Origin of the sequence: Anaerobacillus sp. 1_MG-2023, assembly GCF_030547345.1 — a bacterium.
GTDB classification, from domain to species: domain Bacteria; phylum Bacillota; class Bacilli; order Bacillales; family Guptibacillaceae; genus Guptibacillus; species Guptibacillus hwajinpoensis_B.
This window is the reverse complement of the sequence record NZ_JAUORD010000003.1, coordinates 1-23,049: the sequence shown is the minus strand read 5'-3', so window position 1 is coordinate 23,049 and position 23,049 is coordinate 1. Positions and strand designations below refer to the sequence as shown.

Genomic DNA, 23,049 nt, shown 5'->3' with positions numbered 1-23,049 from the left:
GCAGCCGAATGACATCTGCTGGAGTTATTGTGGAATATAACCCTTTTCACAATGGACATTTGCATCATTTAAATGAAACAAAAAAAGCGGCCAACGCTGATGTAATCGTTGCAGTCATGAGCGGATCTTTTCTTCAGCGAGGAGAACCAGCACTCGTTGATAAATGGACACGAACACAAATGGCCTTAAAAAACGGAATTGATCTTGTAGTAGAATTACCTTACGTATATGCTACCCAAAAAGCGGAAATTTTTGCGAAGGGTGCTATCTCAATCTTAAATTCACTCGGAGTCGATTACGTTTGTTTCGGAAGTGAATCTGGAGACATCGAAGAGTTTCAAGAGACTGCATCGTTTATCGAAATGCACGAGAGAGACTACAACGAACGCATTAAATATTATATGGGACAAGGTAACAGCTATCCGAAAGCTTCTTCACTAGCTTTTGAAAGCCTTGAAGGACACGCTCACGTTCTTGACCTTTCAAAGCCCAACAATATATTAGGCTACCATTATGTGAAAGCCATACAGGCACAGAATGCCCTCATCGAACCATTAACGATACTTCGTACAAAGGCAGGCTACCATGATCAAGACTTCGTTGATAAAAGAATAGCAAGTGCGACTGGCATTCGACGAGAATTATTTAAAGGCAGTTCTCTTGATCAAATTCAGGCTTACGTGCCAGAACCAACTTATTCTGAATTAACAAACTACCAACGGACATATGATTCTTTTCAGGGATGGCATAACCTTTATCATTTGCTTCGCTATAAGCTGCTTACTTCTAGTAATGTTCACCTTTCCTCCATTTATGAAGCGGAGGAAGGACTTGAGAATCGTCTAGCTACAATGGCGAAGCAAGCCCAAACGTTTCAATCCTTCATGGAACTCGTGAAAACGAAACGGTATACATGGACAAGAATCCAACGCTTAGCGCTCCATATTCTAACACAAACAAGTAAAAATGATATGTTGCCTGCTTTGGAGAACAAGGATGCTCCTTACGTTCGAATTCTTGGTATGACGAAAGCTGGAAGATCATTCCTTAATGAAAAGAAAAACTCTCTTCCCGTTCCTCTTGTATCGAACATCAACCAGTTTGATCATCCTTTTCTTACAGTTGAGAGACGCGCTAGTCAAGTTTATGCGCTCGGCTATTCAGGTTTCCATCAAGAAGCGTTTCTACAGAAAGAGCATCAATCTGTCCCAATTATGATCGATTAAAAAATCACCCTGCTATTATGGCAGGGTGATTTTTATAAGTATCCAACGCTCACGTTTTACTTCACGTCTAATTGCTTTAAATAGTCAATAGCATCCTGGAATGTTTCGACTGGGACAATTTTCATATCTGTATCGATATCTTCTGCCGCTTCCATAGCATCATCGTAGTTGGAGTGAGCCACTGGGGCGAAGAATATTTCAGCTCCAGATCCATCAGCTGCCACGATTTTTTGTTTAATCCCGCCGATAGGTCCAACCTCTCCACTTTCATTAATCGTACCTGTTCCGGCAATGTCGTACCCTTTTGTCCAATCTTCTTTGGTTAACTGATTGTAAATTTCTAACGTGAACATTAGCCCGGCTGATGGTCCGCCAATTTCATCTGTATTGATATTAATAGAGGGATCTGTTTCAATTGACGTTGCTGTTACTGGACCAGTGATACCAACGCCAACTTTATCATCTTCTGTTCCATATGCTTCAGGGAATTTCGAGAAACCTAGCTCTATCTGCTTTTCTTGATCGCCTCTTTTGATCGTCATATTAACCGTATCTGACTCCTCATAGGACCCTAGTTCATCAAGCAGCTGTTCCGTTTCCTCAATCCTTTTCCCTTCAACCTCAACAATCAAATCACCCAGTTCTAATTTCCCATCTGCCGGCATGCCTTCTATTATACCCGTTACTAGGACACCATTTTTCGTGACTTTTATCTCTTTCTTTGCGGCTTCATAAGCAACGATTGTGGCACTCGTTTGTGAATTAGCCATCACATCAAGCTGTCTTTGGTGATACTCATCGTCCGATTCACCTTCACGCTTAATTAAGTCTTCTGCGATCAATTCATGATACTCATTAAATTGCGCCCATATATATTGAACTAAGTTTGCTTCTCCGACTCGGACAGTCGTGAGCATAAACTCTCCACCATCTTGTGAGCCACCTTCAACATTGATTACTTCATCTAACACTCTTGCTTCTCCCGGTGTCGTTACATAATATGGGAGATCAATGAATGTAACGGCAGCAACCAATACAATGATAATCGCCCACACATAGGTGAATCTCTTTGTGCCTCGGTTCATTTATTTTTCTCCTTCCACACCTTCACCGCCTGATGAATTTGATCAAGGTGGCGGTAGGCTTCTTCCTCTCCAATTTTAATAATATCCATCACATTCGTAAATGCTCTTGATTGAAATGATTCTAAGCCAGGTTTAATCATGACATCTGCATTAATTTCATGAAGCCTTACCATTTCATTTTGCATAATATCAATACTTTGCATAATCACGTCAATAATTGATGTAACATCAGGCTCTTTCTTTACGTTTGAAACATCAACAGCAATCACAAGATCTGCCCCCATTTCTCTTGCTACAGATACAGGAACACGATCAATCACACCACCATCAACAAGAAGCCTATCACCTATTTTTTCAGGGACAAGAATTCCCGGAATAGCGATGCTGGCTCTAACAGCCTGTGCAACAGGACCAGAACGAAAGACTACTTTCTCTCCTTTAATAATATCCGTCGCCACAATCGCAAGTGGAGGATTCATATCCTCAATTTGCTTTCCCTGCGTTAATGTTTCAATTAAACTCTTTACTTTATTACCTGCAATAAATCCCATCTTTGGTACTGTAAAATCCAAATAATATTTTCGTCGAAAAAGCGATGCCATTTTCTCCATCGTATCGACATCGTGTCCCGAACCATAAATTGCCCCTACTAAAGAGCCCATGCTGCTTCCTGCAATGTAATCAATTGGTATTTTTTCTTGAATAAGTATTTTTAGCACCCCTAAATGAGCGAATCCCCTCGCTCCTCCGGAACCGAGAGCTAATCCGATTTTAGGACGGTTCATTGAGAACGCCTCCCTGTCTATACCTGCTTAATCATATGGTCTAATTGTGCCTCACATACGTATATTTTAATTATCGGACAGGTTTGATGCATATTTGAATTGACTTAAGACGATCAAATAGTGGGAGGAATGTACTTGTGAACGTTCAAGTAGTGAAAACATTATTGCTTGCAACGTCAGTTACGATCGTTGCTCTCGCCGTTATTTTATTTCCAGAACACACTCTAGATGCCTCCAAAAGTGGTTTATCAATGTGGTGGAATATTGTATTCCCCTCTTTATTACCCTTTTTTATTATTTCTGAACTGTTGATTGGTATTGGGGTTGTGCGATTTATAGGGATTCTATTAGAACCTTTGATGCGACCACTATTTCGTGTACCAGGATCAGGTGCTTTTGTTTTTGCTATGGGAGTTGCCTCTGGATTTCCTGCAGGAGCGAAATACACAGCACATCTTCGCCAAAACAATGACATTACAGCCATCGAAGGCGAGCGACTCGTTTCATTTACGAACTGTTCGAATCCGCTCTTTATCTTTGCTGCTGTTGGGGTTGGATTTTTCCATAATCCTGCACTTGGCGTTATTCTTGCTGCCGCTCACTATGGCGGGAATATCATGGTTGGACTAGTCATGCGTTTTCATCACCCGGAAGATCACCATCCCACTGTTACCATACGATCACATCAGTCGAGACTTAGTTTAGCTTTCACTGCACTTCATGACACCCGAATGAATGACAAGCGTCCATTCGGCAAAATGATGGGTGATGCTGTTCATTCTTCTATCAAAACATTATTAATGGTTGGTGGGTTTATCATTCTATTCTCAGTATTAAATGAACTGCTTTCTGTCATTGGTCTTGCACCATTACTTGCTGGAGCACTTAGGTCTATCCTGATTCTCCTTCAGCTTCCACCAGAGCTTGATGTTCCTCTGCTTTCCGGAATGTTTGAAATCACACTAGGTAGCCAGCTCGCAAGTGAAAGTTCAGCTACTCTAGTTGCGCAGGCTATGATTACGAGCTTCATTCTTGCTTTTAACGGTCTTTCCGTACAAGCACAGGTCGCAAGTATTTTGGCAGATACCGATATTCGATTTAAGCCCTTTTTTTTCGCCAGATTACTTCATGGCTTCTTCGCGGCTTTCCTAACGCTCGTCATCTGGAAACCACTCTATTTAAACTATTTATCTTCGGGAAATGGATCGCTTCCTGTTTTGAATCGAGAAGATACACCGTCCATTATTGAATCAGTTTACTCATTTCTTGAGCAAACAGGTCCCTGGATTACACTATTCTTCCTACTAACGTTCATCGTGTTATGCACACAGCAATTTAAGCAAACGAAGCGAAAGGGGTTTAAGTAGAAAAAAGACCCCCGTTAGCCTAACGGGGATTCTCCATACTTTTCTCTGAGGGCATTTTCAACAATCTCTGGAACAAGGTCTGATACAGGGGCGTGGTATTTTGCTACCTCTTTCACAATACTTGAGCTTAAGAATGAATATTGATTGTTTGTCATCATAAAGAAAGTTTCAATTTCATCTTCAAGCTTGCGATTGATTGAAGCAATTTTCATTTCATATTCAAAATCTGAAACGGCACGCAGCCCGCGTAAAATCGTTGATGCTCCTACGCGTTTCGCATATTCGATTAATAGCCCGTTATGGGAATCTACTGTTACATTTGGAATGTCTTTCGTCGCTTCTTTCAATAGCTCGACCCGTTCTTCTACTGAGAACAGCGTTGATTTGCTTTGATTATTTAGAACAACAATCTTAATGTTGTCAAAAACTCTTGCGCCTCGTTTAATAATATCCAGATGACCAAATGTCACCGGGTCAAAACTGCCTGGACAAACTGCAATTTTTCCCATGACTATTCCTCCTTCTCAACACCCGACTGTTCATATGTATAAATTGAAATCGTCGTTTTACCACTATACGTTTCCTCACGAATCATCCGTAAACCCGCAAATTCTTCTGGTAATGTCACTTCTTTCTTGTGCTCGACAACGATTGTTGCATTTTCCTCTAACAAATCATACGCTGTCAGCTTTTCAAGATCATGAAGAATTTGCTCTTTATGATAAGGAGGATCCAAAAGAACAAGTGAAAAAGCTACTTCTCGTTTTTGAAGTGCTTTTAACGCTCGTTTTGAATCATTTCGAAAAACTTCCGCGGATTCCGTAAACTTCGTTTGTTCTAGGTTCCACTTGATCGTTTCAATGGCTTTATTCTCGCGATCAACAAACACACATTTCTCAATCCCACGGCTTAACGCTTCAATTCCTAGCGCCCCACTGCCTCCATATAAATCAAGCGCCATTCCGCCATCAAAAAAAGGGCCAATCATATTAAAAATCGACTCTCTTACTTTATCTGTCGTTGGTCTTGTAGAGGTTCCTGGAACAGGTTTAATATGCCTTCCTTTACAATCTCCTGCAATTATACGCATCTCTCTCACAACCTTATCCTTTCCATATTCCTACTTATCCTACCACAAAAAAAGGGAAAGCTAAAATCAATGTATAAACGAAAAGGCGATGGTGATACTAAACGTAGTAGCATCGTTCATACGAAATGGTGCTGCCAACCGCGGAGAAAGACTTACGTTTCCCCATAAGTTCTTCCTCCGGTTTCTCCTCTCCCATTTGCCTTGGCTTCACAGCTTAAGGCACCCGCAGGATTTCCTGCGGGGTTTTTTGTGAAGTGATATTTGCTCTCTTTTGCTCGATCAGCTAAAAAGAAAGTTCTTTCTTATCCAGGGTCTAAATCAAGTGGCATATCGATCGCCTGAATGCCATCCCAATCATGCTGAATCCAATCCCCAAAAGTTCCTTCATTAATGCCAGTGTGACTAAACAAATAATCTTCAACGTCAGATAGTGATTGATCAGAAAGCATTTCAGCCTCTGCAGCTGTAATAACACCGTGTAAAACTAGAGCTGCTAAGATATCCGCAATAATAAGCCCTTGAATCAATTTTTTATCGATGGTTTCCTCTCTAGCATTTCGTCCTTTCCAGTATAAATAGAGCAAGCCCCCTACTAAAATAACTAGAAGCAGAATCGAGACCATAGAGTTAACCTCCTTTCTTATCATTCTAATGCAAACGCTTTATCCTTTCCATCATAATGAATTCATGCTACATTATGAATGGATTTCTGAAGTGACTGAAAGGAGAACAACATTATGATTCAACGCTTTATTGAACTAGGAGAAGGCTATTCTGATATTTATGAATTAGTTGAACTTGCAAGAACCAATTCCCATCGTGTTCACCGTTTGTTATTACTAAAAACACTCAAAAATGACCGCCAAGTCGTATCGCCTGTCGTCGTTTTAAAACCTGCCGGAGAAGGTAACCTTCAGCCATTGTACATATCTTTAGAAGGAATTCCTTCTAAAGAGCCTTCTGTGCAACGTTTAAAGCTCTTCGAAGACCTAAGCAAGGAATTGGACGTTTCGATCATACCAATGGAAATTAAGCCTTCAAGTGAGTTTAATGAGAAGGATCTATACTTTAATTACATCATCGGTATTCTTCGTTTAAATAACCTGATTCCCCCACTTCAATAATTTCATTAACAAAAGCAGGGGCCAATGACCCCTGCTTTTGTACGTTAAGATGTTATTTCTTTGGCTTCATATATCGCTCGTTTCCGATCAAGAATTGGAAGTACTCTTCTTTTCACATAGGCCACACTTATCAATAATATAATACCTGCAAATAAAAAGAGACCTCTTGTCCCAATAACCGCTACAATCGCTCCTCCAGTTACTGGTCCAAGCAAATTCCCCAAATAGACGGCACTATTAGAAAAGCTATATGTTCTACTTTCCATTCCGACAGGTGACAGTGTTTTCACTAGTGAATTTACGGAAGGCAGTAATCCTCCAATACACAACCCTAACAAAAAGCGCAAAGCTATTAATTGCCACAGCTCCTGAACAAAGGCCTGCGGAATAGAGAAAATCGCCGCTCCTATTAATGAATAATAAAGAACATGGTGTGAACCCTTTCGATCTCCCACTTTTCCGAGTTTAGGAGAAGCTAACATATTGGCAATACCCATAACAGAAGCAGCGATCCCTGCAAATAAAGCCACATTCCCCCCTGAAGTAAGCTGTTGTACAAAGAGTGGAATAAGTGGATTCATTCCAAGAAGCGCAAACTGCACGAGAAAACCTACTAACATTAACGATAGCATCGGTGAATGAACAGTTACTTTCTTGAAATCTTTAATCGCATTACTCTTTTCCTTTTTCGCTGATGGTTCTGGTTTTGTCTCTTCTTTAACAAGAAACAACACAACGAATGCCGCCAGCAATATCACAACACCCGTAATATTAAAGATCATTCGAAATCCTAGCGTTTCAGCCATTAATCCACCAAATAATGGACCACAAATAGCACCAGCTACAGCTCCAGAATTTAAAGTGCCGAGCGCGTATCCGACGTGTTCCTTCGGCGTGTTTGTCGCTACTAGTGCAATAGCGGCAGGTATAAATCCTGAAACAACTCCATTTAACAAACGTAAGCCAAGTAAAGACCAGGGACCTGTGGCAAATCCGGTTAAAATAATCACGACAGCCATACCGAAGCCTGAACGAAGTAGCATAAGTTTCCGTCCATGTCGATCTGCCATACGTCCCCAGAATGGTGAAAATAAAAAGGCCGTTAAAAAATTCGCACCAAAAATAACACCTGACCAAAGACTAATTTGACTTTCTCCTTCTACACCAAGTTCCTGAACGTACAAAGGTAGAAACGGCATAATCATTGTCATAGCACCAAGAACTAAAAATTGACTAGCAAACAAAATCCAGACATTACGTTTCCAATTATCCATTTTGTCACTTCCTTTAATCCGACCATTATATCCTTCGGGCTTCGAAATAATCAACCTTTAAAACTAGATTTTCTTCATTAGGATGAGGGTCCGGTAAAGAAGAGGTTTTCCATAAAGCGCAGGATGAACAACAGAGATTTCTTAAGGCTTATGTGCCGTTGCTTGGTTTTTGACTCTTCCAAGTGAAAGATCGCGCTGTGATGAGGCAAAATAAAAAAGCCATCCTTTAGGATTGGCTTTTTAAAGTCCCATCTTGTAATCATATTGTTTTGCTTTATCAGGCTTTGCATTTTGATATTCCGTCTGCACTTCTGGACGTTTGGATGGCTCCACTCGCTTCACAAAATGGAGAGAGTTCAAGCGCTCTTTCGTTGTTTCCAATTGATCGAGATTAATATAAATCACGACATACTTTTGTTTTGAGGAAACGTAGTGAACATTTCCAAACCTTCTTAACTGCTTGGCATGCTTCAATGACTGAATATAGACTGCCAGGCCAACTCGTTCTACAAACATGACGCGCTTCCCCTTTACTTATGAAATCTACTCGTTCGATGAACAGAGTGATGGTCATTTTATTATGATTCAGTTAGGATAACAGTAGACTGCGTTTATGAAAGGATGCTCTTCAATGAACCTTGATGAAATTTGGAGTCCATTTCTAAATCAACTAGCCACGTCAAATACCGTAAAGTCTGTTTCAAAAAAAACAATCACAGGTATTCCCTTTCTTTATCTTACAGTAAATTCGGATATCATAAAAGCTGAGATTGAAACCTTGATTAAATTAGAGGCGGCAAAATGCATGAGAGGGAAGCAATTGAGAATGGAATATTCATTCGTTCGAGAAGAAAGAAATCTTCTTGTTTATCGAGTGCGCTTTCTCGTACCACAAGAAAAGATGTTTTGCTGCGGAAACTTATGTCCTGACTGTATACGTTACCGAAATTGAAAAACCAGAGCAAAAGCTCTGGTTATCCACATCCACAGCTGCCGCCTGAGCCGCAGCCTCCCCCACATGATTGATTATCAAAGAAAGGATTTCCAGATGGAACTTTGATTGAAGGAGACACTTCACCAGCTAATAGAGAACAAACCTCTACTAGAAGGCCTTCGAGTTCCGTTTCCGCTTGCTTAAATGCCGCTACCGCTTCGTGAAGATCCATGTCTCTCTTCGCTTCACGTACTTTCACAGTAATCGTCATAAAGTCCGGATGATAACGCCCGAAACGTTGAACCTCATCATAAAGTTCCTTCATTTCTGTGAAACGCTTAATCAAACGCTGCGCTTCCCTATTCTTTGATAATTGCTTCTTTGCCTCATGATATTCATGAGCTACTTCTGAATCTTTTATCAAAAATCCAAGCTCTTCGGCCTGGTCTAAAATCATTACACTATCTAGAGTAGCAATCATACGTACACCTCCACATTTATCTTACCACTTCATGGAACCTCCTGACCAGTCCTCTACTATATTAGTAAAGTGAATATCCACGATTTGGTTATTGACTTTTTTTGGTGTAAGCTCTATAATTTTCTAGATTTATGTGTTTTCATTTTAGCTATGTTAGATTGTGGGTCCCTTCATTATTGGCGTATCTACGGCCTTTTTTAACGGTTCGAGAATATTTATTCGCACTCAAAAATGCCAATAATCGAGAGTTCAACAATATAAGCTAGCATGGTTATTTTAGAGAGGAAGAAAAAGAAAACTGTGAAACTTATTACGTTCAATCCGTTTCGTACGCTAGGCATGTCAGGTATTTCTTATGTTAAACCCGATCATATGTTCAAAGAAATTGATGAAATTAGAAGAGCCGATGTGCTTTTATTTCCAGAAAAATGGCAGGTTAATTCTCTTGTTTATGGTCTAAACAAAAATATCTTTCCATCCATCCAATCCATTCAACTGGGATTTGATAAAGTGGAAATGACAAGAGCATTTTGGTCACTTTCACCAGATCTAATGCCTTACACCGAAATAGCAGGTCGTTCCAAAGACACAATTGAACGTATTTTAAATACATTCCCCTTCCCTTTCGTTGCAAAGGAAGTACGCAGTTCTATGGGAAATGGCGTGTTCCTTATCCGTACCGAAGAAGAATTTCTAACTTATGCAGAGCGTAACGACGTTCTCTATGTGCAAGAATATTTACCAATAGAAAAAGACCTCCGTGTTGTTTATGTAGGTAATACAGTTGTATCGGCCTATTGGCGTGTTGGAGGAGAGTCATTTCTTAATAACGTGGCACAGGGAGGAAAGCTGTCTTTCCATCAAATTCCTGACGAAGCACTCGAGCTCGTTGATCGAACAGCCAAAGCTCTCGGAATTAACCACGCAGGATTTGACGTTGTGTATGCAAACGGAAAGTACTACTTTCTTGAATTCAATTGTTTGTTTGGAAATCAAGCGCTTGTTCAACAGGGTATCCATGTAGAGAACTTGATATTTCATTATTTACAGGAGCAGTTTCCACCTATCGTACCGCCGACAACACCTTTCAAGCAAATCTCCTAAATATAAGCCTCCTGAAAAGAGGCTTATTTTATTTCCACTTTCATTTCTTTCAAAGATAAATACCTTCCTCCATCTTCCCTCATAATATCTAAACGAATCGTATGCTTGCCTTCGGGTAAATTTCGAATAACAAAAGCTGCACTTTCTACAGTTTGATGCTTCACACCGTCAAGATATACATTCAGATGTCCATGGTACTCTTTTTCTGTATTTTCTTTATCGAATGAAAAATTAGGAATTAAGCATTCAATAAAGACGTTATGATCTTTCACTCTGTGATTAACGACAACAGGCTCGGTGTTTTCTTTAGCTGCGACGTTATCCTGTAAAGCCTGACTAAATCCAACCACTGGAACACAACAGCCAATCATCAACAGAATGATCATTAACTGTCTTTTACCGCGCTTCAACAACATCTTCAATCACACCCCTTTAAACATAAGTGTGCCCCAAGAATAATAAAAAATAAGAAGATATGATTAGATCAATAGAGAAAACCAGCCTACGCAACCATAAAAAAAGACCCTAATTTTTTAATTGGGTCACTAATGCTAGCATCATATTCACCATATTTAATTGATTTTGAAAGCGATCAACCCGTTGTGGGAAAGTCTGACCATAAAATGTTTTGGAGGCTTCCTCAAATTCTTTTAGTGCGAACGGTTCTCTACTTAAACGCCGATACCAGCTAGGCTGATTACGTAGAAATAGCACCAGATCCTGCCGGTTAGCGAGAAACTCCTGTACTTCTTCACGCATGTGATCTCCTCCTAATCATGTCGAAAGGGAAACGGGGAGTGTGATTGAGAATAAGGAGATTGTGGTTTTGGTTTCGAACGAAATTGTGATAAAACTTCTTGAATAGAATAAACAGCTCCACTAAATTGTTCGATACCTTTTTGAACTTCTTCAAAATTCATTTGTTTAAGGGCCGATAACATGCCACCAATACTTTTCTCTTCTGAGACTTCTTCCAGATCTTCATCCATTTCTTCTTCATACCAGCTAGCATCGTCCTCACCAAAAAGCATCCATTCCTCAAATAGCTCTTGAAGCGTTTTTTCCTTTCGCTTCACCTTTTTTAGCACATGAGGATGAGCTTTGACGAATGTCTTAAATTCCTGAACTTTTTGAGTTCCTTTTTCTTTTGCTTCAGGCAAATTCGCCACCTCCATTTCCATACAAACCAAAATGGTCTTACTACATCATAATTAGACTTTTAACAATTGTGCGCCTATTTATTGGTGTATTCGACCATTACTGGTAAACTAAAAATAATCGCACACTGGAAAAGGAAGGTAGATTATATGGAGAATGAATCAATACATACGTTAATTTCACAAATTTTAGATGAAGCAAATGAGCAAGAAAAACACTCCCTTCGCTTCCTACTTGAGGGTGTTCTAAAAAAACAGCAAGATCATTATAAAACCTATCTAGCTGGGTTCATGGGAATTAGGAGTAAAAAACTTGATGAAGACACTTATGAAAGTATTATTCCGAATCAAGAACTTGTTCATAACCCATTGCATATCGTTCACGGTGGAATAACCGCTTCATTAATTGATATTGCAATGGGCTCACTTGTTCACCAATCACTACCTTCTGACAAAGCAGCAGTGACTTCTGAAATGAATATTCACTTTCTTGCGAAAGGGGATGGTCATGAGTTAAGGTGCCAATCTCATGTTGTGTTTAAAGGGGACGAAAGATGGGTTGTGAAAGCTAACGTCTATCGTGATGATCTGAAATTAATCGCCACGGCAACCGGAAACTTCATGGTTATTCCTAGAAAGGTTTAATGAAATTCTGTGTGTAATATTCACGATAAACCCCTACACCAATTTCAGTGAACTCTTCATTCAATAGAGCTTCACGATGACCTTTACTGTTTAACCATCCAATCATCGCCGCTCCAGCATCTGGATATCTTGCAGCGATGTTCTCTCCAGCATAGCTATAGAGAACGTCGCCCTTCTTTAAGCGATCGGAAAGTTCCCCTTCAGATGGTGAAGTATGCGAAAAGTAATCATTCTCTCCCATATCCTTGCTATGTCCAAAGGCAACTTCTGAAACTTCATTGTTATAGCTTAACGATTGTTTGTCAGATAAAATTCTTAACACGTTTGTCATTGAAAAAATTTGTTTTTCCATCGCATCTTCGACTTTATCCCATTCACTCTGTGATAGCGACTCCGTGTCAAGCAGTTCACCACGATAAGAAACCGCATAAGGTCTTTGCTTCACTAGTACACTCGGCTCAGCAATCCGAACAGCACGTAAACTTCCGTTAAACTTATCAAAATAATACTGTGCGTATAAATCTTCATGTAATTTAATTAAAGGCTTAAGCTGTTTTTCTTCTTCAGTGAGCTGAAACCGATAATCATATTGATCTACCTTAACAGGGATTTCATTTAGAGGCTTCTCTTCTTTGAATATATCAGCCGCTTTCTCCCCCATTGGGTATCGTTCACCAGCGTCAACATTTCCCATAAAGAAAATTGTCACCACCTGTTCATTTTCAATACCAACTTGTAAATAGGCAGAATTAGACTGCTCATAAATCCACCAGTCATACCCAAACGGTGAGGGATCCACTCTGTCTGGTTTCCCCAAATTAGATTCAATCGTTTCTGGTCCTTCCCCTACCCATTTCTCCAGTCCTTTAAGCTCTGGCAATGGCTCATCTTTTTTCACTTCATCTTGTTGGGGTGGAGACTTTTCCGTAGTTTCTTCGAGAACAAACTTTTCTTCATTAATGATGCGCTCAACTTCCTGTCCCAAATGACTCCACTCAATTTTGTCATAAACATCTATTCCGATCACGATGACAACAATCAGCAAAGTGAAGCGAAGTATATTTTTCATGATTCGTTCGCCTCCATTTCATTGTATCTATTATGCCTTATCTCTGTTGTACACCGCAACGGTTAGCCTCTCGGACGCTTAGAGTAACCACCTTAAAAGTAAAAAAAGAAGAGCACCTGGCTCTTCTAGTTTAAGCGTTTATTTTTTCTTTTAGATGGAAGTAAGAGACGATTCCAACAAAACGATCACCGTCTACTACAATAACCTCTGTTAGGCGGGATGCATTCATTAACTCTGCAGCCTGCTCAGGCTTCATATCTGGCGCCAAAGTCATAGATGGCTTTTCGAGGAGTTCCTCAACTTTAGTCATGCCAGCTTGATTATCAGCAAAACCACCAACCGCAATTGCTCGATCTGTCACAATTCCAACCAAATTTTCACCATCACAAACGGGAACAATCGTGACATTTTCATTCTTCATAGTCGCAGCCGCTTCGGCAACACTATCAGAAGGCTTACTCGGAGTAACATATTTAGCAATGTCTCCAACTGATACCATGCTTCGTTGAAGAGCCGAGCCCAGCTGATCACGAAGGGTTTCAAGCTTTTTGTTACATGTGTTAATGATCGTATCAGGAAATTCCTCGTCATATTCCACACCGTGAGGATAATAATGTTTTCCTAAGTATGGCTTACCAAGCTTGATCACTGCATAAGAAGATTCAACCATTCCCTCGATAGCTACACCAGGAACTCGAAGATAGTAAACGTCACCATTTGTCATATCCTCAAATTTATAATCGTATGTAACTCGTTCATAATCCCATTGACCAGCAAGAACTAAACCGTTTTCATGCATAATATGATCTAGAATGGAAAATTGAACGATCGTAGATTCCAGACCAGTCTTGTCAAATTTCATAATTCATTTGCCTCCTTTGTAATTCACAACATGTCCACTCTTTAATAATAGTATAAGGGGCAGTGTGGTTGCAATGTTTACTTCGTTTTCACATGGATAATCCATACATTATTATCCTGTCCAATCGAAAAGAAATTACATGACTTCAAAAGAAATAATAATAATCTGAGTGAAATCGGTCGCTTCTGGTGAAACTACGCTAGAAAGGAGATGATTTCATGAGAAAATCAGTATCATTTTTAATGGTCTTTCTTCTCATAACTTCACTATTAGCACCAACTAATGCCCACGCTCAGAGTACATACACAGTAAGATCCGGTGACACGCTGTGGAAAATTTCCAAGCGCTATAAAATCGGACTTACTGAGATAATCAGTGCAAATCCTCAATTCGATAATCCAGATCTTATTTATCCGGGTGATCATGTTAACGTACCTACAGCAAATCCCTCGATCCAAAAGTCTAAAGACGTGGGACAACAAGTGATGGATTTAACAAATGCAGAGCGTGCGAAAAACGGGCTGTCGCCATTAACGTGGAATTGGGAAGTGGCTAGAGTAGCCAGATACAAATCAGCAGATATGAGAAATAAAAATTATTTTTCTCATCAGTCACCTACGTACGGTTCTCCCTTCTCAATGTTAGAGAATTTTGGCGTTTCCTATCGAAGTGCCGGAGAAAACATTGCCGCAGGACAAGCAACACCTGAAGAAGTCGTTCAAGCGTGGATGAATAGCGAAGGACACCGAAAAAACATTTTAAGTTCTGGTTACACACAGATTGGCGTCGGATACGTCCCAGGTGGTTCATACGGTCATTACTGGACACAAATGTTCATTTCAAAGTAATCAGAAAAGCCTCTTTGTTTAAAGAGGCTTTTCTATATGGATTTATTCATTAAGGTACTCGTCTGTAATAGATAAGGCTGACACAAGCACATTCACTTCTTCCACGTGTAGCCCCGTCATTTTTTCTATATCATTTTTAATTCTTTCTTGCAGAACAAAGCATGTATAGGGAATGATTTCTCCAAAACCAATTGCCACTTCTACTTTAAGTGATAAACCCGCGTCTTCCTGGTAACTATCATATTGGAAAGAAGCCTTCTTCCCTTTCCCAACCATCTTTCTCAATGTCTTTTTAACGGGCGCTTCAATAAATTTTACGCCCGGCGTTTCATTAATCGCTACTTCTAAAATAAAATCAATGACGCTCTCTGAGATGGTTAGGCTTCCTTGATGGAATGATTTTCTCATGATGATCCTTCCCCCCTCTTGCATACACTCTTAATATTATATGAATAGCTCAAAATGAATTATTCGTCTAATAATTCATTTCTCTCTACTGGTAAAGCGTAATCGTCCGTACTATAATATAAGAAGATGGTTTGACTTAGAAAGGAGAACAAGATTGCCAAAGTTCCTCACAAAGCGATTTATATTAACTTTACTTGTCATTGCGATTTTAGCAGTGCTTGCTTTCTGGATCTTACCGGTCTCCATTCCTCTTATTCTCGCGTTTTTCAGTGCTCTAGTCCTTGATCCAGCTGTTAAACTGATTCAGAAGAATACGAAACTTAAGCGGTACTTTCCAGTGATTATTGTCTTTACGCTATTTGTTATTTTCATTTCGTTACTAGGCTACTTCCTTATTACAAAAGTGATAACTGAAGGAATAGCGCTAGTCGAGAACTCTCCTCTGTACATACAAAACATCACCAAGATGTGGGATAGTATGGAATCCAACATGGAGGCCGTATCCAAAAGTTTTCCTCCTGAGTTTGTTCAAGAATTCACCAATCAGGTTGATCGATTTCTTGAAAATACAAAGGATACCATCAGTAGCATTGATTACTTAAAAATCATTACCATCATTGTCACAGGAATTCCAAATTATTTAGTTAGCATTGTTGTATACTTAATTGCCCTCTTCTTATTCTTGATGGATCTTCCAAGACTGAAGAAGCAATCTTATTCTTACTTATCACAACAAACGGCAGAAAAAGTTCAATTTATGACCGGGCGCCTTTCCTACGTCATTTTTGGTTTTTTTAAAGCTCAGTTTCTTGTCAGCATTATCATTTTCTTTGTTAGTTTAATTGGACTATTATTCATTACGCCGAAGGTTGCCCTTCTAATGGCGTTTATCATTTGGGTCATTGATTTTATACCGATTATTGGTTCGATCGTTATACTCGGGCCCTGGGCGATTTATTATTTAATAACTGGCGATATCGCCACTGGAAGTCAAATGGCGATTCTAGCGGTTGTGCTTCTAGTCATTCGTCGAACAGTAGAACCAAAAGTAATGGGACGACATATCGGACTATCTCCGTTATCTACGTTAATATCCATGTACATTGGTTTGAAACTTCTCGGTATTATGGGCTTCATCATCGGGCCAATCCTTCTCATTGCCTTTAACTCTGCAAGAGAAGCCGGGCTAATAAAAATTAATTTCAAAGTTTAACGAAAAGTGCAGCTTATAGGCTGCTCTTTTTTTGTTTGAGTTTACGTAAAAATAAAAAAGAAGCTGTTTCCATATGGAAACAGCTTCTTTTGGATCAATTTACCAAATCATACCCATTAGGGCGACAACACACGTGCCAGCTACGAATACTCCAAAGAATATTCCCCATGCAGGATACTGATGTCCTTTGTGGCTTAAATGCATGAACATGTATAGCTGAAATACGAGTTGGATACCAGCTAGGATCATGATAAAAACAACTGTAAAAGCATCAGATATCGCATCGCTAGCTACTGCTACGAACGCAATCATCGTCAGGAAGATCATCATGGCAAAGGAAACAAGTTGTTGCTTAAATTCCTTCTCATGAGCAATCTCGTGATGAATGTCGAGATGACTTTGATCGTGCTCTGACAGAGTATCGTGACCTTCATGATGTGCCATAAAATTAACCCACCTTTCCCATTAGGTAAACAACTGTAAAGATGAAGATCCACACAACATCAATAAAGTGCCAGTAAAGAGCAAAGAGATAAAACTTCGGTGCTGTATACAGGTCCATTCCTCTTCTTAAATTACGAATAATAAGAATCGTAATCCAGGAAATCCCCACTAATACGTGAGCTCCGTGAGTACCTACAAGTGTGTAGAAAGCAGATCCCCATGCACTACTTTTAATGGTATGACCATATTCATGTACATAATGATTAAACTCATAAATTTCAAGACCTAGGAAAGCAAGCCCAAGAAGTCCTGTAACAACAAACCATCCAATCATTCGCTTAAAATGATTAGTCTTAAGAGCCATTGTTGCAAATACAGACGTTAAACTACTTGTTAATAAAAGCATAGTTGCAATAAAGACTAGTGGAAGCTCAAACAGTTCGTTTGCTGATACTCCACCATTTGTGGCATTCCTTAGTCCTAAGTATACCCCAAAAAGCGAGGCGAAAAGCACGGTTTCGCCTCCAAGGAAGAACCAGAAACCAAGAAATTTGTTTTTACCATCTAACGTAGCCCGTTCTGGATTGGCAGGCAATTTAGTCATTGTTTCGTTCGATTTCATTTGCCTTCCCTCCCTTCAGCAGGCAGATCTTCTTTATGAATATGATAGCCATGATAATCAATAACAGAGCGTAAAATCATCGCTAATACCGTGACCACAAGACCACCAATGGCAATTATCCAATTTGAGTAGATCGCTGCAAGAGCCGCAATAAACAATCCAAGAGAAAGAACAAGTGGAAGAATAGAAGAATCCGGCATATGGATATCATCTAAAGGTTCCGCGGCAACCATAGCTTTATTACCTGCTCGTTTTTCTAACCACCAAGCATCAAGACCGCGTACTAGCGGTGTTTGGGCAAAGTTATATTCTGGAGCTGGTGATGAAATCGCCCACTCAAGAGTACGCCCGTCCCAAGGGTCGTTTCCAGCTTTTTTACCTTTAACAGAAGTTTGGATAATGTTCCAAACCATAATAATGGTTGCAAGTCCCATTAAGAAAGCACCCATCGTTGCTGCGAAGTTCGCTTCATCAAGGCTTTGACCAGAAAGATACGTATAAACTCGACGCGGCATTCCCATAAGTCCGAGGAAGTGCATCGGGAAGAACGTTAAATGGAAACCGATAAAGAATAACCAGAAATGAAGCTTTCCAAGAAATTCGTTCAATACTGTTCCAAAAATCTTCGGCCACCAGTAGTACATACCGGCAAATAGACCGAACACTACCCCACCAACAATTACATAGTGGAAGTGAGCTACAACGAAGTAGCTATCGTGGTACTGATAGTCAGCAGGTGGAACGCTTAGCATTACCCCTGTCATACCACCAAGTACGAAAGAAGGAATAAATCCTACTGCAAATAAGTTTGCTGTTGGGAAGCTCACTTTTCCTCCCCACATTGTAAAGAGCCAGTTAAAGATCTTAACCCCAGTCGGAACTGCGATTAACATTGTTGCAACAGCAAAAATAGAGTTAGCAATTGGTCCTAGTCCCACCGTAAACATATGGTGAACCCATACCATAAAACCTAAGAAACCAATAAGAGCTGTCGCGAAAACCATTGCTGAATAACCAAACAGACGCTTTCTTGCGAATGTTGCAATGATTTCAGAGAACATACCAAATGCAGGTAGAACGAGAATGTAAACTTCCGGGTGCCCGAAGATCCAGAATAGATGTTCATAAATAATCGGGTTACCTCCCGCTTCAGCTGCGAAAAACTGCGATCCGAACAAACGGTCAAACATGAGTAACGCTAGACCAATTGTTAGAGCAGGGAAGGCAAAAAGAATAAGACCAGAAGTAATAAAACTAGACCATGTGAACAACGGCATACGCATAAATGTCATACCCGGTGCCCGCATGTTTATGATGGTAACTAGGAAGTTAATTCCCCCGATTAACGTTCCGATACCTGAGATCTGAAGCCCTAGAACGTAAAAATCGACTCCGTTCCCTGGACTTGTTGTTGATAGTGGTGCATAACCGGTCCAACCAGCATCCGGTGCTCCGCCCATGAACCAACCAAGGTTCAGTAGAATACCACCCGCTGTAAATAACCAAAAGCCTAATGAGTTAACGAATGGGAAAGCTACATCTCGCGCTCCAATTTGAAGCGGAATGATCGCATTCATAAACCCAAATATTAGTGGCATGGCTGCCAGGAAGATCATTGTCGTCCCGTGCATCGTAAGCAGCTGGTTAAATGTTTCAGCTCCCACAAAATCAAATTCTGGATAAAGCAACTGCACCCGCAGTAAGATTGCTTCTAAACCACCGAGTAGAAAGAAGAAAGCACCGGAAGCGAGATAGAGAATCCCGATCTTCTTATGGTCAACGGTAGTAAGCCAATCCCATACAGGATTTTTCTTTTTATAAGCATGTGCTGACACGTATTAAACCTCCTTATTTCCGATGACTATTCTTCAACTTTTAGTCCTTGCAAGTAAACAACTAAAGCATCAAGCTCCTCATCATTTAGCTGATCTCCAAACGCAGGCATGTTATTACCAGGTTTGTATTCCGACGGATCGCTAATCCAGCCCTTAATGTTCTCATCTGTATGTTCGAGAACGCCCGCTACTTTCTCACGGTCACCAAAGTTTGTTAAGTTCGGACCTGTGTTACCGCCTTCACTGCCAACGGCGTGACAGCCGATACAGCTGTTTGCGAAGATTTCTTCCCCTTGAGCTGCTTGATCAGAAGCTGCCTGTGAACCGGCTTCTTTCATGTTTTCTGCCCATGCTTCAAAATCTTCTTTTTCTTGAGCAATTACTTTAAAGTCCATCAAAGCGTGTGATGGTCCACACAGCTCAGCACACTTCCCATAATATGTACCTGGTTCCTGAGCATTTAGCCACATTTTATTCTCTGTAGCTGTATTCGTATCCATTTTTCCACCTAGAGTCGGAACCCAAAAAGAGTGTGTGACATCTTTGGAAACGAGTTCAAAATAAACTCTTTCTCCTGTTGGAATGTGTAAATCTTGAGAAGTCTTCACTTCAAGATCAGGATACTCAAATTCCCACCAATACTGATGAGCTGTTACTTTGACAACGGTTGCACCTTCAGGTACTTTTTCAGTGCCCTCATCTAATGCAAACGTAGTCATTACTGTCGGAACGGCAAGGATCAAAAGAAGGATAATAGGAACAACAGTCCATAGTATCTCAAGAACGACATTACCTTCCGTTTGTTCTGGAATTTCATTGTCGCTTTCACCACGTCGTCTAAAACGAACAAGCACAACTGTATAAATGAGTGCTACTACAACGAAAACCCCGATCATGATGTAAAGGCTTAACATCATGAGATTAAATTGCATTTCAGCCCCTTCTCCCTTAGGGAGCATAGCTGTTAGTTGTTCGTTACCGCAACCCGTAAGCGTTAACGCAATTACCGATAGCAGTGGTAAAAAACGCCAAACATTTTTCCAACGTTTCATTTGCACCTTAAACCTCACTTTCTTTAGTAGCTTTTACTCAAAATTGAGTTATAGGAAGACAAGGAGGGCATCCCTACCCACCTTGTCTGACCATACATTAATCATCCCTTAAGGATTAATATTTACTGCAATCATAACAATAAACAGGATTGTAATATAGTTAAGCGAATAAACAAACATAATTCTCGCCCACTTAATATCATCTTTCATGAAAAATCCTGCAATTCCAATCGCTAGCCATCCAAAACCAAGGATAGCTGCGACAGTGATGTACACTGGTCCAAAGCTGTATAGCAATAGTGACACTGGTACTAAAGCAGCCGTATATAAAACGATTTGGCGCTTCGTCATTGGAAAACCGGCTACAACAGGTAGCATTGGAATTCCAGCGTCACGATAATCATCTACACGCTTCATAGCGAGTGCTAAGAAGTGTGGAGGCTGCCAGATAAACATGATTAAAAACATTCCCCATGCTACAGGGCTTAAGTTAGGATCAATTGCAGCCCAGCCAATAAGCGGCGGAAGTGCACCTGAAAATGACCCGACAACTGTATTTAAAGAAGTTGTACGCTTTGTCCACATTGTATATAACACAACGTATATAACAAGTCCTAAAAGACCCAGTAACGCAGCCATTGGTTCAACAATCAATAGCATTATTGTACCAACAATGGCTAAGCCAAGACCTACAAATAACACCTGGTTAGCAGGAATTTTACCTGTAACTGATGGTCGCGTATTCGTTCTCGCCATCACTTGATCAATATCACGGTCAATGTAGTTATTCAAAGATGTTCCCCCGGCAACAACAAAAGCTGTTCCCAACATCGTGAGAATGAGTACCATTGGATTAGCGAATAGATCAAATCCTGCAGCAACTGATGCAACCCATAAGCCAGTGAAAGCTGTAATTAAATTATCAAATACAATGCCTAATTTCGTAAGTGTCAGAAAGTCTTTCCACGTACCAGATGGATTTGCTTCTGATAGCGGGCCCGGCTCCATAACGCGATTAGATGCTTCGTATGCAGTTCTAGCTTTACTCAATCTACACACCTCCTTTTTCATTTGACTGAAGTAAATCAGCCATTCTATCGTTCATGTTAGACAATCTTATTAGAAGACTGTATAAGCCCTGATCATTATGTTGTATCACGATTACCCCTCCAGGTTACTCACATGCTGTTAAACAAAATGTAATTCAATCTTCACATCTTGCTATTAAAACTCGATAACAGCTATGGTAAGATAATGTTGGTTTTGTGAAAGGAAGCAGTATCCGCAATCCTTATCCATTATAAACGAATCTAATTGTTTTGTATACGTCGTTTCATAATGGGAGCTCATCCTTTCATTCGTGCAAAGATGTGCTTGCCTCTTCACACATTCATTGTACTATGATTTACACACAATTAGATAAGAAGGTGTTATTTGTGAATAAATTGTTGAAATTATTCGGGATTATTACGTCACTTGGAATGCTTCTCGTACTCTTAATGGGTGCAGTCGTAACGAAAACAGGATCGGGTGATGGCTGTGGGAACTCTTGGCCTTTATGTTATGGAAAGGTTCTACCTGAAGCACCAGAAATAGAAACGATCATCGAGGTCAGTCATCGGATCGTTTCAGCAGCCCTCGGTCTGCTCGTGATTATTCTTGCCATATGGGCTTGGAGAAAAATCGGACATATTCGAGAAACAAAGTTTTTAGCGATTGCTTCAGTCTTCTTAATCGTCTTTCAAGGTTTGTTAGGCGCTGCCGCTGTTGTATGGGGCCAATCAGATATTATTCTTGCATCTCATTTTGGTTTCTCACTTGCTAGTTTTGCGAGTGTTGTTCTGCTAACTATTCTCGTTTTTGAAGCGTCAGGGGATAAAAGAACGCCTCATGTACCTAAACGTATTCGTTTTCATTTATACGCGATTACAATCTATTCATATATTGTCGTTTATACAGGAGCGCTCGTGCGCCATACAGGCGCCAGTATGGCCTGTGACAAAGTTCCGTTTTGTAGCGATGGTCAACTGCTCGCTTTCTCTGGTCCACAGGGAATCCAAATGTTACACCGAACGGCAGCCGTACTCATCTTTGTATGGTTACTCTACATTCTCATCATAGGATTACGAGAGTTCAAAAACAAAGGGACGATGCGAACTGGTATTATTTTAGCTTTTGTTTTCATTTGTTTACAGGCGTTGAGCGGTATTCTGGTAGTCGTTTCAAACCTGAATTTGTTTCTCGCACTTTTCCACGGACTCTTTATATCTGGTTTATTTACAGTTCTGCTCTACCTTGTTATGCTTTCACTTCGAAGTGGCAGGCAATAGAAAAAAGCTGCGCAATTTTGATATTATCCCCTTTAAGTAGACATTCAAAAAAACCTCCATGATATGGTGGAGGAAAGAATGATGCTTGGAGGGG

General features: G+C 40.2%; 28 protein-coding genes. 9 read left to right on the top strand and 19 right to left on the bottom strand.

All coding sequences use genetic code 11. The annotated features are described in order from the left end of the window. Nucleotides 1-8: 8 nt before the first annotated feature. Complete coding sequence (locus Q4550_RS06490) at nt 9-1,226, top strand: nucleotidyltransferase (protein ID WP_303531177.1); 1,218 nt, start codon at nt 9-11, stop codon at nt 1,224-1,226. 56 nt (nt 1,227-1,282) lie between these two features. Here the strand turns inward: Q4550_RS06490 and Q4550_RS06485 are convergent, their stop codons facing one another. Next, nucleotides 1,283-2,311: a SepM family pheromone-processing serine protease gene (locus Q4550_RS06485; protein ID WP_303531176.1), complete on the bottom strand. Its 1,029-nt coding sequence runs from the start codon at nt 2,309-2,311 to the stop codon at nt 1,283-1,285. Beyond that, nucleotides 2,308-3,096, bottom strand: a complete 789-nt coding sequence (locus Q4550_RS06480; protein WP_303531175.1) for a patatin-like phospholipase family protein — start codon at nt 3,094-3,096, stop codon at nt 2,308-2,310. Before Q4550_RS06480 ends, Q4550_RS06485 begins: the two co-directional genes overlap by 4 nt. A gap of 137 nt (nt 3,097-3,233) precedes the next feature. Between Q4550_RS06480 and ylbJ the strand changes: the two genes are divergently transcribed. Next, nucleotides 3,234-4,463, top strand: coding sequence for a sporulation integral membrane protein YlbJ (ylbJ, locus tag Q4550_RS06475; protein WP_303531173.1), 1,230 nt, complete (start codon nt 3,234-3,236; stop codon nt 4,461-4,463). Between the two features lie 14 nt (nt 4,464-4,477). Here the strand turns inward: ylbJ and coaD are convergent, their stop codons facing one another. The 3 genes from coaD to Q4550_RS06460 form a co-directional block, all read right to left on the bottom strand. Then, entirely contained in the window at nt 4,478-4,972 is a 495-nt protein-coding gene (gene coaD, locus Q4550_RS06470) for a pantetheine-phosphate adenylyltransferase (RefSeq protein WP_303531172.1), read from the bottom strand. A 2-nt stretch (nt 4,973-4,974) separates the two neighbouring features. Further along, on the bottom strand, nt 4,975-5,562 hold the full coding sequence (gene rsmD / locus Q4550_RS06465; protein ID WP_276511842.1) for a 16S rRNA (guanine(966)-N(2))-methyltransferase RsmD: 588 nt from the start codon (nt 5,560-5,562) through the stop codon (nt 4,975-4,977). Between the two features lie 293 nt (nt 5,563-5,855). Then, the gene (locus Q4550_RS06460; RefSeq protein ID WP_303531169.1) at nt 5,856-6,176 is read right to left on the bottom strand and encodes a hypothetical protein; all 321 of its coding nucleotides are present in this window, start codon (nt 6,174-6,176) and stop codon (nt 5,856-5,858) included. A gap of 114 nt (nt 6,177-6,290) precedes the next feature. Here Q4550_RS06460 and Q4550_RS06455 point away from each other — a divergent pair, with 114 nt between their 5' ends. Beyond that, nucleotides 6,291-6,677: a DUF7147 family protein gene (locus tag Q4550_RS06455; protein ID WP_283152286.1), complete on the top strand. Its 387-nt coding sequence runs from the start codon at nt 6,291-6,293 to the stop codon at nt 6,675-6,677. Nucleotides 6,678-6,721: 44 nt separating this feature from the next. Here Q4550_RS06455 and Q4550_RS06450 read toward each other — a convergent pair whose 3' ends face one another. Then, complete coding sequence (locus Q4550_RS06450) at nt 6,722-7,951, bottom strand: MFS transporter (RefSeq protein ID WP_303531166.1); 1,230 nt, start codon at nt 7,949-7,951, stop codon at nt 6,722-6,724. Nucleotides 7,952-8,191: 240 nt separating this feature from the next. Then, nucleotides 8,192-8,467: a YlbG family protein gene (locus tag Q4550_RS06445; RefSeq protein WP_098443273.1), complete on the bottom strand. Its 276-nt coding sequence runs from the start codon at nt 8,465-8,467 to the stop codon at nt 8,192-8,194. Between the two features lie 115 nt (nt 8,468-8,582). On the opposite strand from Q4550_RS06445, the gene Q4550_RS06440 reads away from it, so the two are divergent. Next, the gene (locus Q4550_RS06440; RefSeq protein ID WP_194221314.1) at nt 8,583-8,903 is read left to right on the top strand and encodes a hypothetical protein; all 321 of its coding nucleotides are present in this window, start codon (nt 8,583-8,585) and stop codon (nt 8,901-8,903) included. 22 nt (nt 8,904-8,925) lie between these two features. On the opposite strand, the gene Q4550_RS06435 is transcribed toward Q4550_RS06440, so the two are convergent. After that, the gene (locus tag Q4550_RS06435) at nt 8,926-9,366 is read right to left on the bottom strand and encodes a YlbF/YmcA family competence regulator (protein ID WP_226612726.1); all 441 of its coding nucleotides are present in this window, start codon (nt 9,364-9,366) and stop codon (nt 8,926-8,928) included. Nucleotides 9,367-9,666: 300 nt separating this feature from the next. Here Q4550_RS06435 and Q4550_RS06430 point away from each other — a divergent pair, with 300 nt between their 5' ends. Beyond that, nucleotides 9,667-10,470 (top strand): ATP-grasp domain-containing protein, encoded by an 804-nt coding sequence (locus Q4550_RS06430; RefSeq protein WP_303531162.1) that lies wholly within the window; start codon nt 9,667-9,669, stop codon nt 10,468-10,470. A 23-nt stretch (nt 10,471-10,493) separates the two neighbouring features. On the opposite strand, the gene Q4550_RS06425 is transcribed toward Q4550_RS06430, so the two are convergent. The 3 genes from Q4550_RS06425 to ylbD all read right to left on the bottom strand — a co-directional run bounded on the left by Q4550_RS06425 (nt 10,494) and on the right by ylbD (nt 11,630). After that, the gene (locus Q4550_RS06425) at nt 10,494-10,886 is read right to left on the bottom strand and encodes a hypothetical protein (RefSeq protein ID WP_194221311.1); all 393 of its coding nucleotides are present in this window, start codon (nt 10,884-10,886) and stop codon (nt 10,494-10,496) included. A gap of 109 nt (nt 10,887-10,995) precedes the next feature. Then, the gene (locus Q4550_RS06420) at nt 10,996-11,229 is read right to left on the bottom strand and encodes a YlbE-like family protein (protein ID WP_226612723.1); all 234 of its coding nucleotides are present in this window, start codon (nt 11,227-11,229) and stop codon (nt 10,996-10,998) included. A gap of 11 nt (nt 11,230-11,240) precedes the next feature. Next, a complete protein-coding gene (gene ylbD, locus Q4550_RS06415; RefSeq protein ID WP_303531161.1) occupies nt 11,241-11,630 on the bottom strand; it encodes a spore coat protein YlbD in 390 nt (129 codons plus the stop codon). A gap of 147 nt (nt 11,631-11,777) precedes the next feature. Here ylbD and Q4550_RS06410 point away from each other — a divergent pair, with 147 nt between their 5' ends. Then, on the top strand, nt 11,778-12,272 hold the full coding sequence (locus tag Q4550_RS06410; protein WP_303531160.1) for a PaaI family thioesterase: 495 nt from the start codon (nt 11,778-11,780) through the stop codon (nt 12,270-12,272). On the opposite strand, the gene Q4550_RS06405 is transcribed toward Q4550_RS06410, so the two are convergent. Both Q4550_RS06405 and Q4550_RS25150 read right to left on the bottom strand, forming a co-directional pair. Then, complete coding sequence (locus Q4550_RS06405; protein WP_303531159.1) at nt 12,259-13,341, bottom strand: CAP domain-containing protein; 1,083 nt, start codon at nt 13,339-13,341, stop codon at nt 12,259-12,261. The two genes, Q4550_RS06410 and Q4550_RS06405, sit on opposite strands and share 14 nt — an antisense overlap. 130 nt (nt 13,342-13,471) lie before the next feature. Then, a complete protein-coding gene (locus tag Q4550_RS25150) occupies nt 13,472-14,203 on the bottom strand; it encodes a YugN family protein (RefSeq protein ID WP_483298556.1) in 732 nt (243 codons plus the stop codon). Nucleotides 14,204-14,421: 218 nt separating this feature from the next. Here Q4550_RS25150 and safA point away from each other — a divergent pair, with 218 nt between their 5' ends. Continuing rightward, nucleotides 14,422-15,051, top strand: coding sequence for a SafA/ExsA family spore coat assembly protein (gene safA / locus Q4550_RS06390; RefSeq protein WP_303531158.1), 630 nt, complete (start codon nt 14,422-14,424; stop codon nt 15,049-15,051). A 42-nt stretch (nt 15,052-15,093) separates the two neighbouring features. Here safA and Q4550_RS06385 read toward each other — a convergent pair whose 3' ends face one another. Beyond that, nucleotides 15,094-15,459, bottom strand: coding sequence for an Asp23/Gls24 family envelope stress response protein (locus tag Q4550_RS06385; RefSeq protein WP_303531156.1), 366 nt, complete (start codon nt 15,457-15,459; stop codon nt 15,094-15,096). A gap of 154 nt (nt 15,460-15,613) precedes the next feature. Between Q4550_RS06385 and ytvI the strand changes: the two genes are divergently transcribed. Continuing rightward, the gene (gene ytvI / locus Q4550_RS06380; protein WP_303531154.1) at nt 15,614-16,672 is read left to right on the top strand and encodes a sporulation integral membrane protein YtvI; all 1,059 of its coding nucleotides are present in this window, start codon (nt 15,614-15,616) and stop codon (nt 16,670-16,672) included. Nucleotides 16,673-16,771: 99 nt separating this feature from the next. On the opposite strand, the gene Q4550_RS06375 is transcribed toward ytvI, so the two are convergent. The 5 genes from Q4550_RS06375 to cyoE form a co-directional block, all read right to left on the bottom strand. Beyond that, on the bottom strand, nt 16,772-17,116 hold the full coding sequence (locus Q4550_RS06375; protein ID WP_194221302.1) for a cytochrome C oxidase subunit IV family protein: 345 nt from the start codon (nt 17,114-17,116) through the stop codon (nt 16,772-16,774). A 4-nt stretch (nt 17,117-17,120) separates the two neighbouring features. Further along, nucleotides 17,121-17,738 carry a cytochrome c oxidase subunit 3 gene (locus tag Q4550_RS06370; RefSeq protein WP_303531152.1) on the bottom strand — a complete coding sequence of 206 codons (618 nt, stop codon included), beginning with the start codon at nt 17,736-17,738 and terminating at the stop codon, nt 17,121-17,123. Beyond that, complete coding sequence (gene ctaD / locus Q4550_RS06365) at nt 17,735-19,573, bottom strand: cytochrome c oxidase subunit I (protein WP_303531151.1); 1,839 nt, start codon at nt 19,571-19,573, stop codon at nt 17,735-17,737. The genes Q4550_RS06370 and ctaD overlap by 4 nt, the downstream gene beginning before the upstream one ends. 26 nt (nt 19,574-19,599) lie before the next feature. Further along, a complete protein-coding gene (gene coxB, locus Q4550_RS06360; RefSeq protein ID WP_303531149.1) occupies nt 19,600-20,625 on the bottom strand; it encodes a cytochrome c oxidase subunit II in 1,026 nt (341 codons plus the stop codon). Nucleotides 20,626-20,733: 108 nt separating this feature from the next. Further along, nucleotides 20,734-21,675 (bottom strand): heme o synthase, encoded by a 942-nt coding sequence (gene cyoE, locus Q4550_RS06355; protein WP_194221298.1) that lies wholly within the window; start codon nt 21,673-21,675, stop codon nt 20,734-20,736. Nucleotides 21,676-22,061: 386 nt separating this feature from the next. Here cyoE and Q4550_RS06350 point away from each other — a divergent pair, with 386 nt between their 5' ends. After that, a complete protein-coding gene (locus tag Q4550_RS06350) occupies nt 22,062-22,955 on the top strand; it encodes a COX15/CtaA family protein (protein WP_483298555.1) in 894 nt (297 codons plus the stop codon). The last annotated feature ends 94 nt before the right edge of the window (nt 22,956-23,049 follow it).

What these genes read in the sequence shown, in the direction of transcription:
- Q4550_RS06490 (WP_303531177.1), top strand. Translation starts at nt 9, where the DNA reads ATGACATCTGCTGGAGTTATTGTGGAATATAACCCTTTTCACAATGGA.
- Q4550_RS06485 (WP_303531176.1), bottom strand. Translation starts at nt 2,311, where the DNA reads ATGAACCGAGGCACAAAGAGATTCACCTATGTGTGGGCGATTATCATT.
- Q4550_RS06480 (WP_303531175.1), bottom strand. Translation starts at nt 3,096, where the DNA reads ATGAACCGTCCTAAAATCGGATTAGCTCTCGGTTCCGGAGGAGCGAGG.
- coaD (WP_303531172.1), bottom strand. Translation starts at nt 4,972, where the DNA reads ATGGGAAAAATTGCAGTTTGTCCAGGCAGTTTTGACCCGGTGACATTT.
- Q4550_RS06460 (WP_303531169.1), bottom strand. Translation starts at nt 6,176, where the DNA reads ATGGTCTCGATTCTGCTTCTAGTTATTTTAGTAGGGGGCTTGCTCTAT.
- Q4550_RS06455 (WP_283152286.1), top strand. Translation starts at nt 6,291, where the DNA reads ATGATTCAACGCTTTATTGAACTAGGAGAAGGCTATTCTGATATTTAT.
- Q4550_RS06450 (WP_303531166.1), bottom strand. Translation starts at nt 7,951, where the DNA reads ATGGATAATTGGAAACGTAATGTCTGGATTTTGTTTGCTAGTCAATTT.
- Q4550_RS06445 (WP_098443273.1), bottom strand. Translation starts at nt 8,467, where the DNA reads ATGTTTGTAGAACGAGTTGGCCTGGCAGTCTATATTCAGTCATTGAAG.
- Q4550_RS06440 (WP_194221314.1), top strand. Translation starts at nt 8,583, where the DNA reads ATGAACCTTGATGAAATTTGGAGTCCATTTCTAAATCAACTAGCCACG.
- Q4550_RS06435 (WP_226612726.1), bottom strand. Translation starts at nt 9,366, where the DNA reads ATGATTGCTACTCTAGATAGTGTAATGATTTTAGACCAGGCCGAAGAG.
- Q4550_RS06425 (WP_194221311.1), bottom strand. Translation starts at nt 10,886, where the DNA reads ATGTTGTTGAAGCGCGGTAAAAGACAGTTAATGATCATTCTGTTGATG.
- Q4550_RS06420 (WP_226612723.1), bottom strand. Translation starts at nt 11,229, where the DNA reads ATGCGTGAAGAAGTACAGGAGTTTCTCGCTAACCGGCAGGATCTGGTG.
- Q4550_RS06410 (WP_303531160.1), top strand. Translation starts at nt 11,778, where the DNA reads ATGGAGAATGAATCAATACATACGTTAATTTCACAAATTTTAGATGAA.
- Q4550_RS06405 (WP_303531159.1), bottom strand. Translation starts at nt 13,341, where the DNA reads ATGAAAAATATACTTCGCTTCACTTTGCTGATTGTTGTCATCGTGATC.
- Q4550_RS25150 (WP_483298556.1), bottom strand. Translation starts at nt 14,203, where the DNA reads ATGAAATTTGACAAGACTGGTCTGGAATCTACGATCGTTCAATTTTCC.
- safA (WP_303531158.1), top strand. Translation starts at nt 14,422, where the DNA reads ATGAGAAAATCAGTATCATTTTTAATGGTCTTTCTTCTCATAACTTCA.
- Q4550_RS06385 (WP_303531156.1), bottom strand. Translation starts at nt 15,459, where the DNA reads ATGAGAAAATCATTCCATCAAGGAAGCCTAACCATCTCAGAGAGCGTC.
- Q4550_RS06375 (WP_194221302.1), bottom strand. Translation starts at nt 17,116, where the DNA reads ATGGCACATCATGAAGGTCACGATACTCTGTCAGAGCACGATCAAAGT.
- Q4550_RS06370 (WP_303531152.1), bottom strand. Translation starts at nt 17,738, where the DNA reads ATGAAATCGAACGAAACAATGACTAAATTGCCTGCCAATCCAGAACGG.
- coxB (WP_303531149.1), bottom strand. Translation starts at nt 20,625, where the DNA reads ATGAAACGTTGGAAAAATGTTTGGCGTTTTTTACCACTGCTATCGGTA.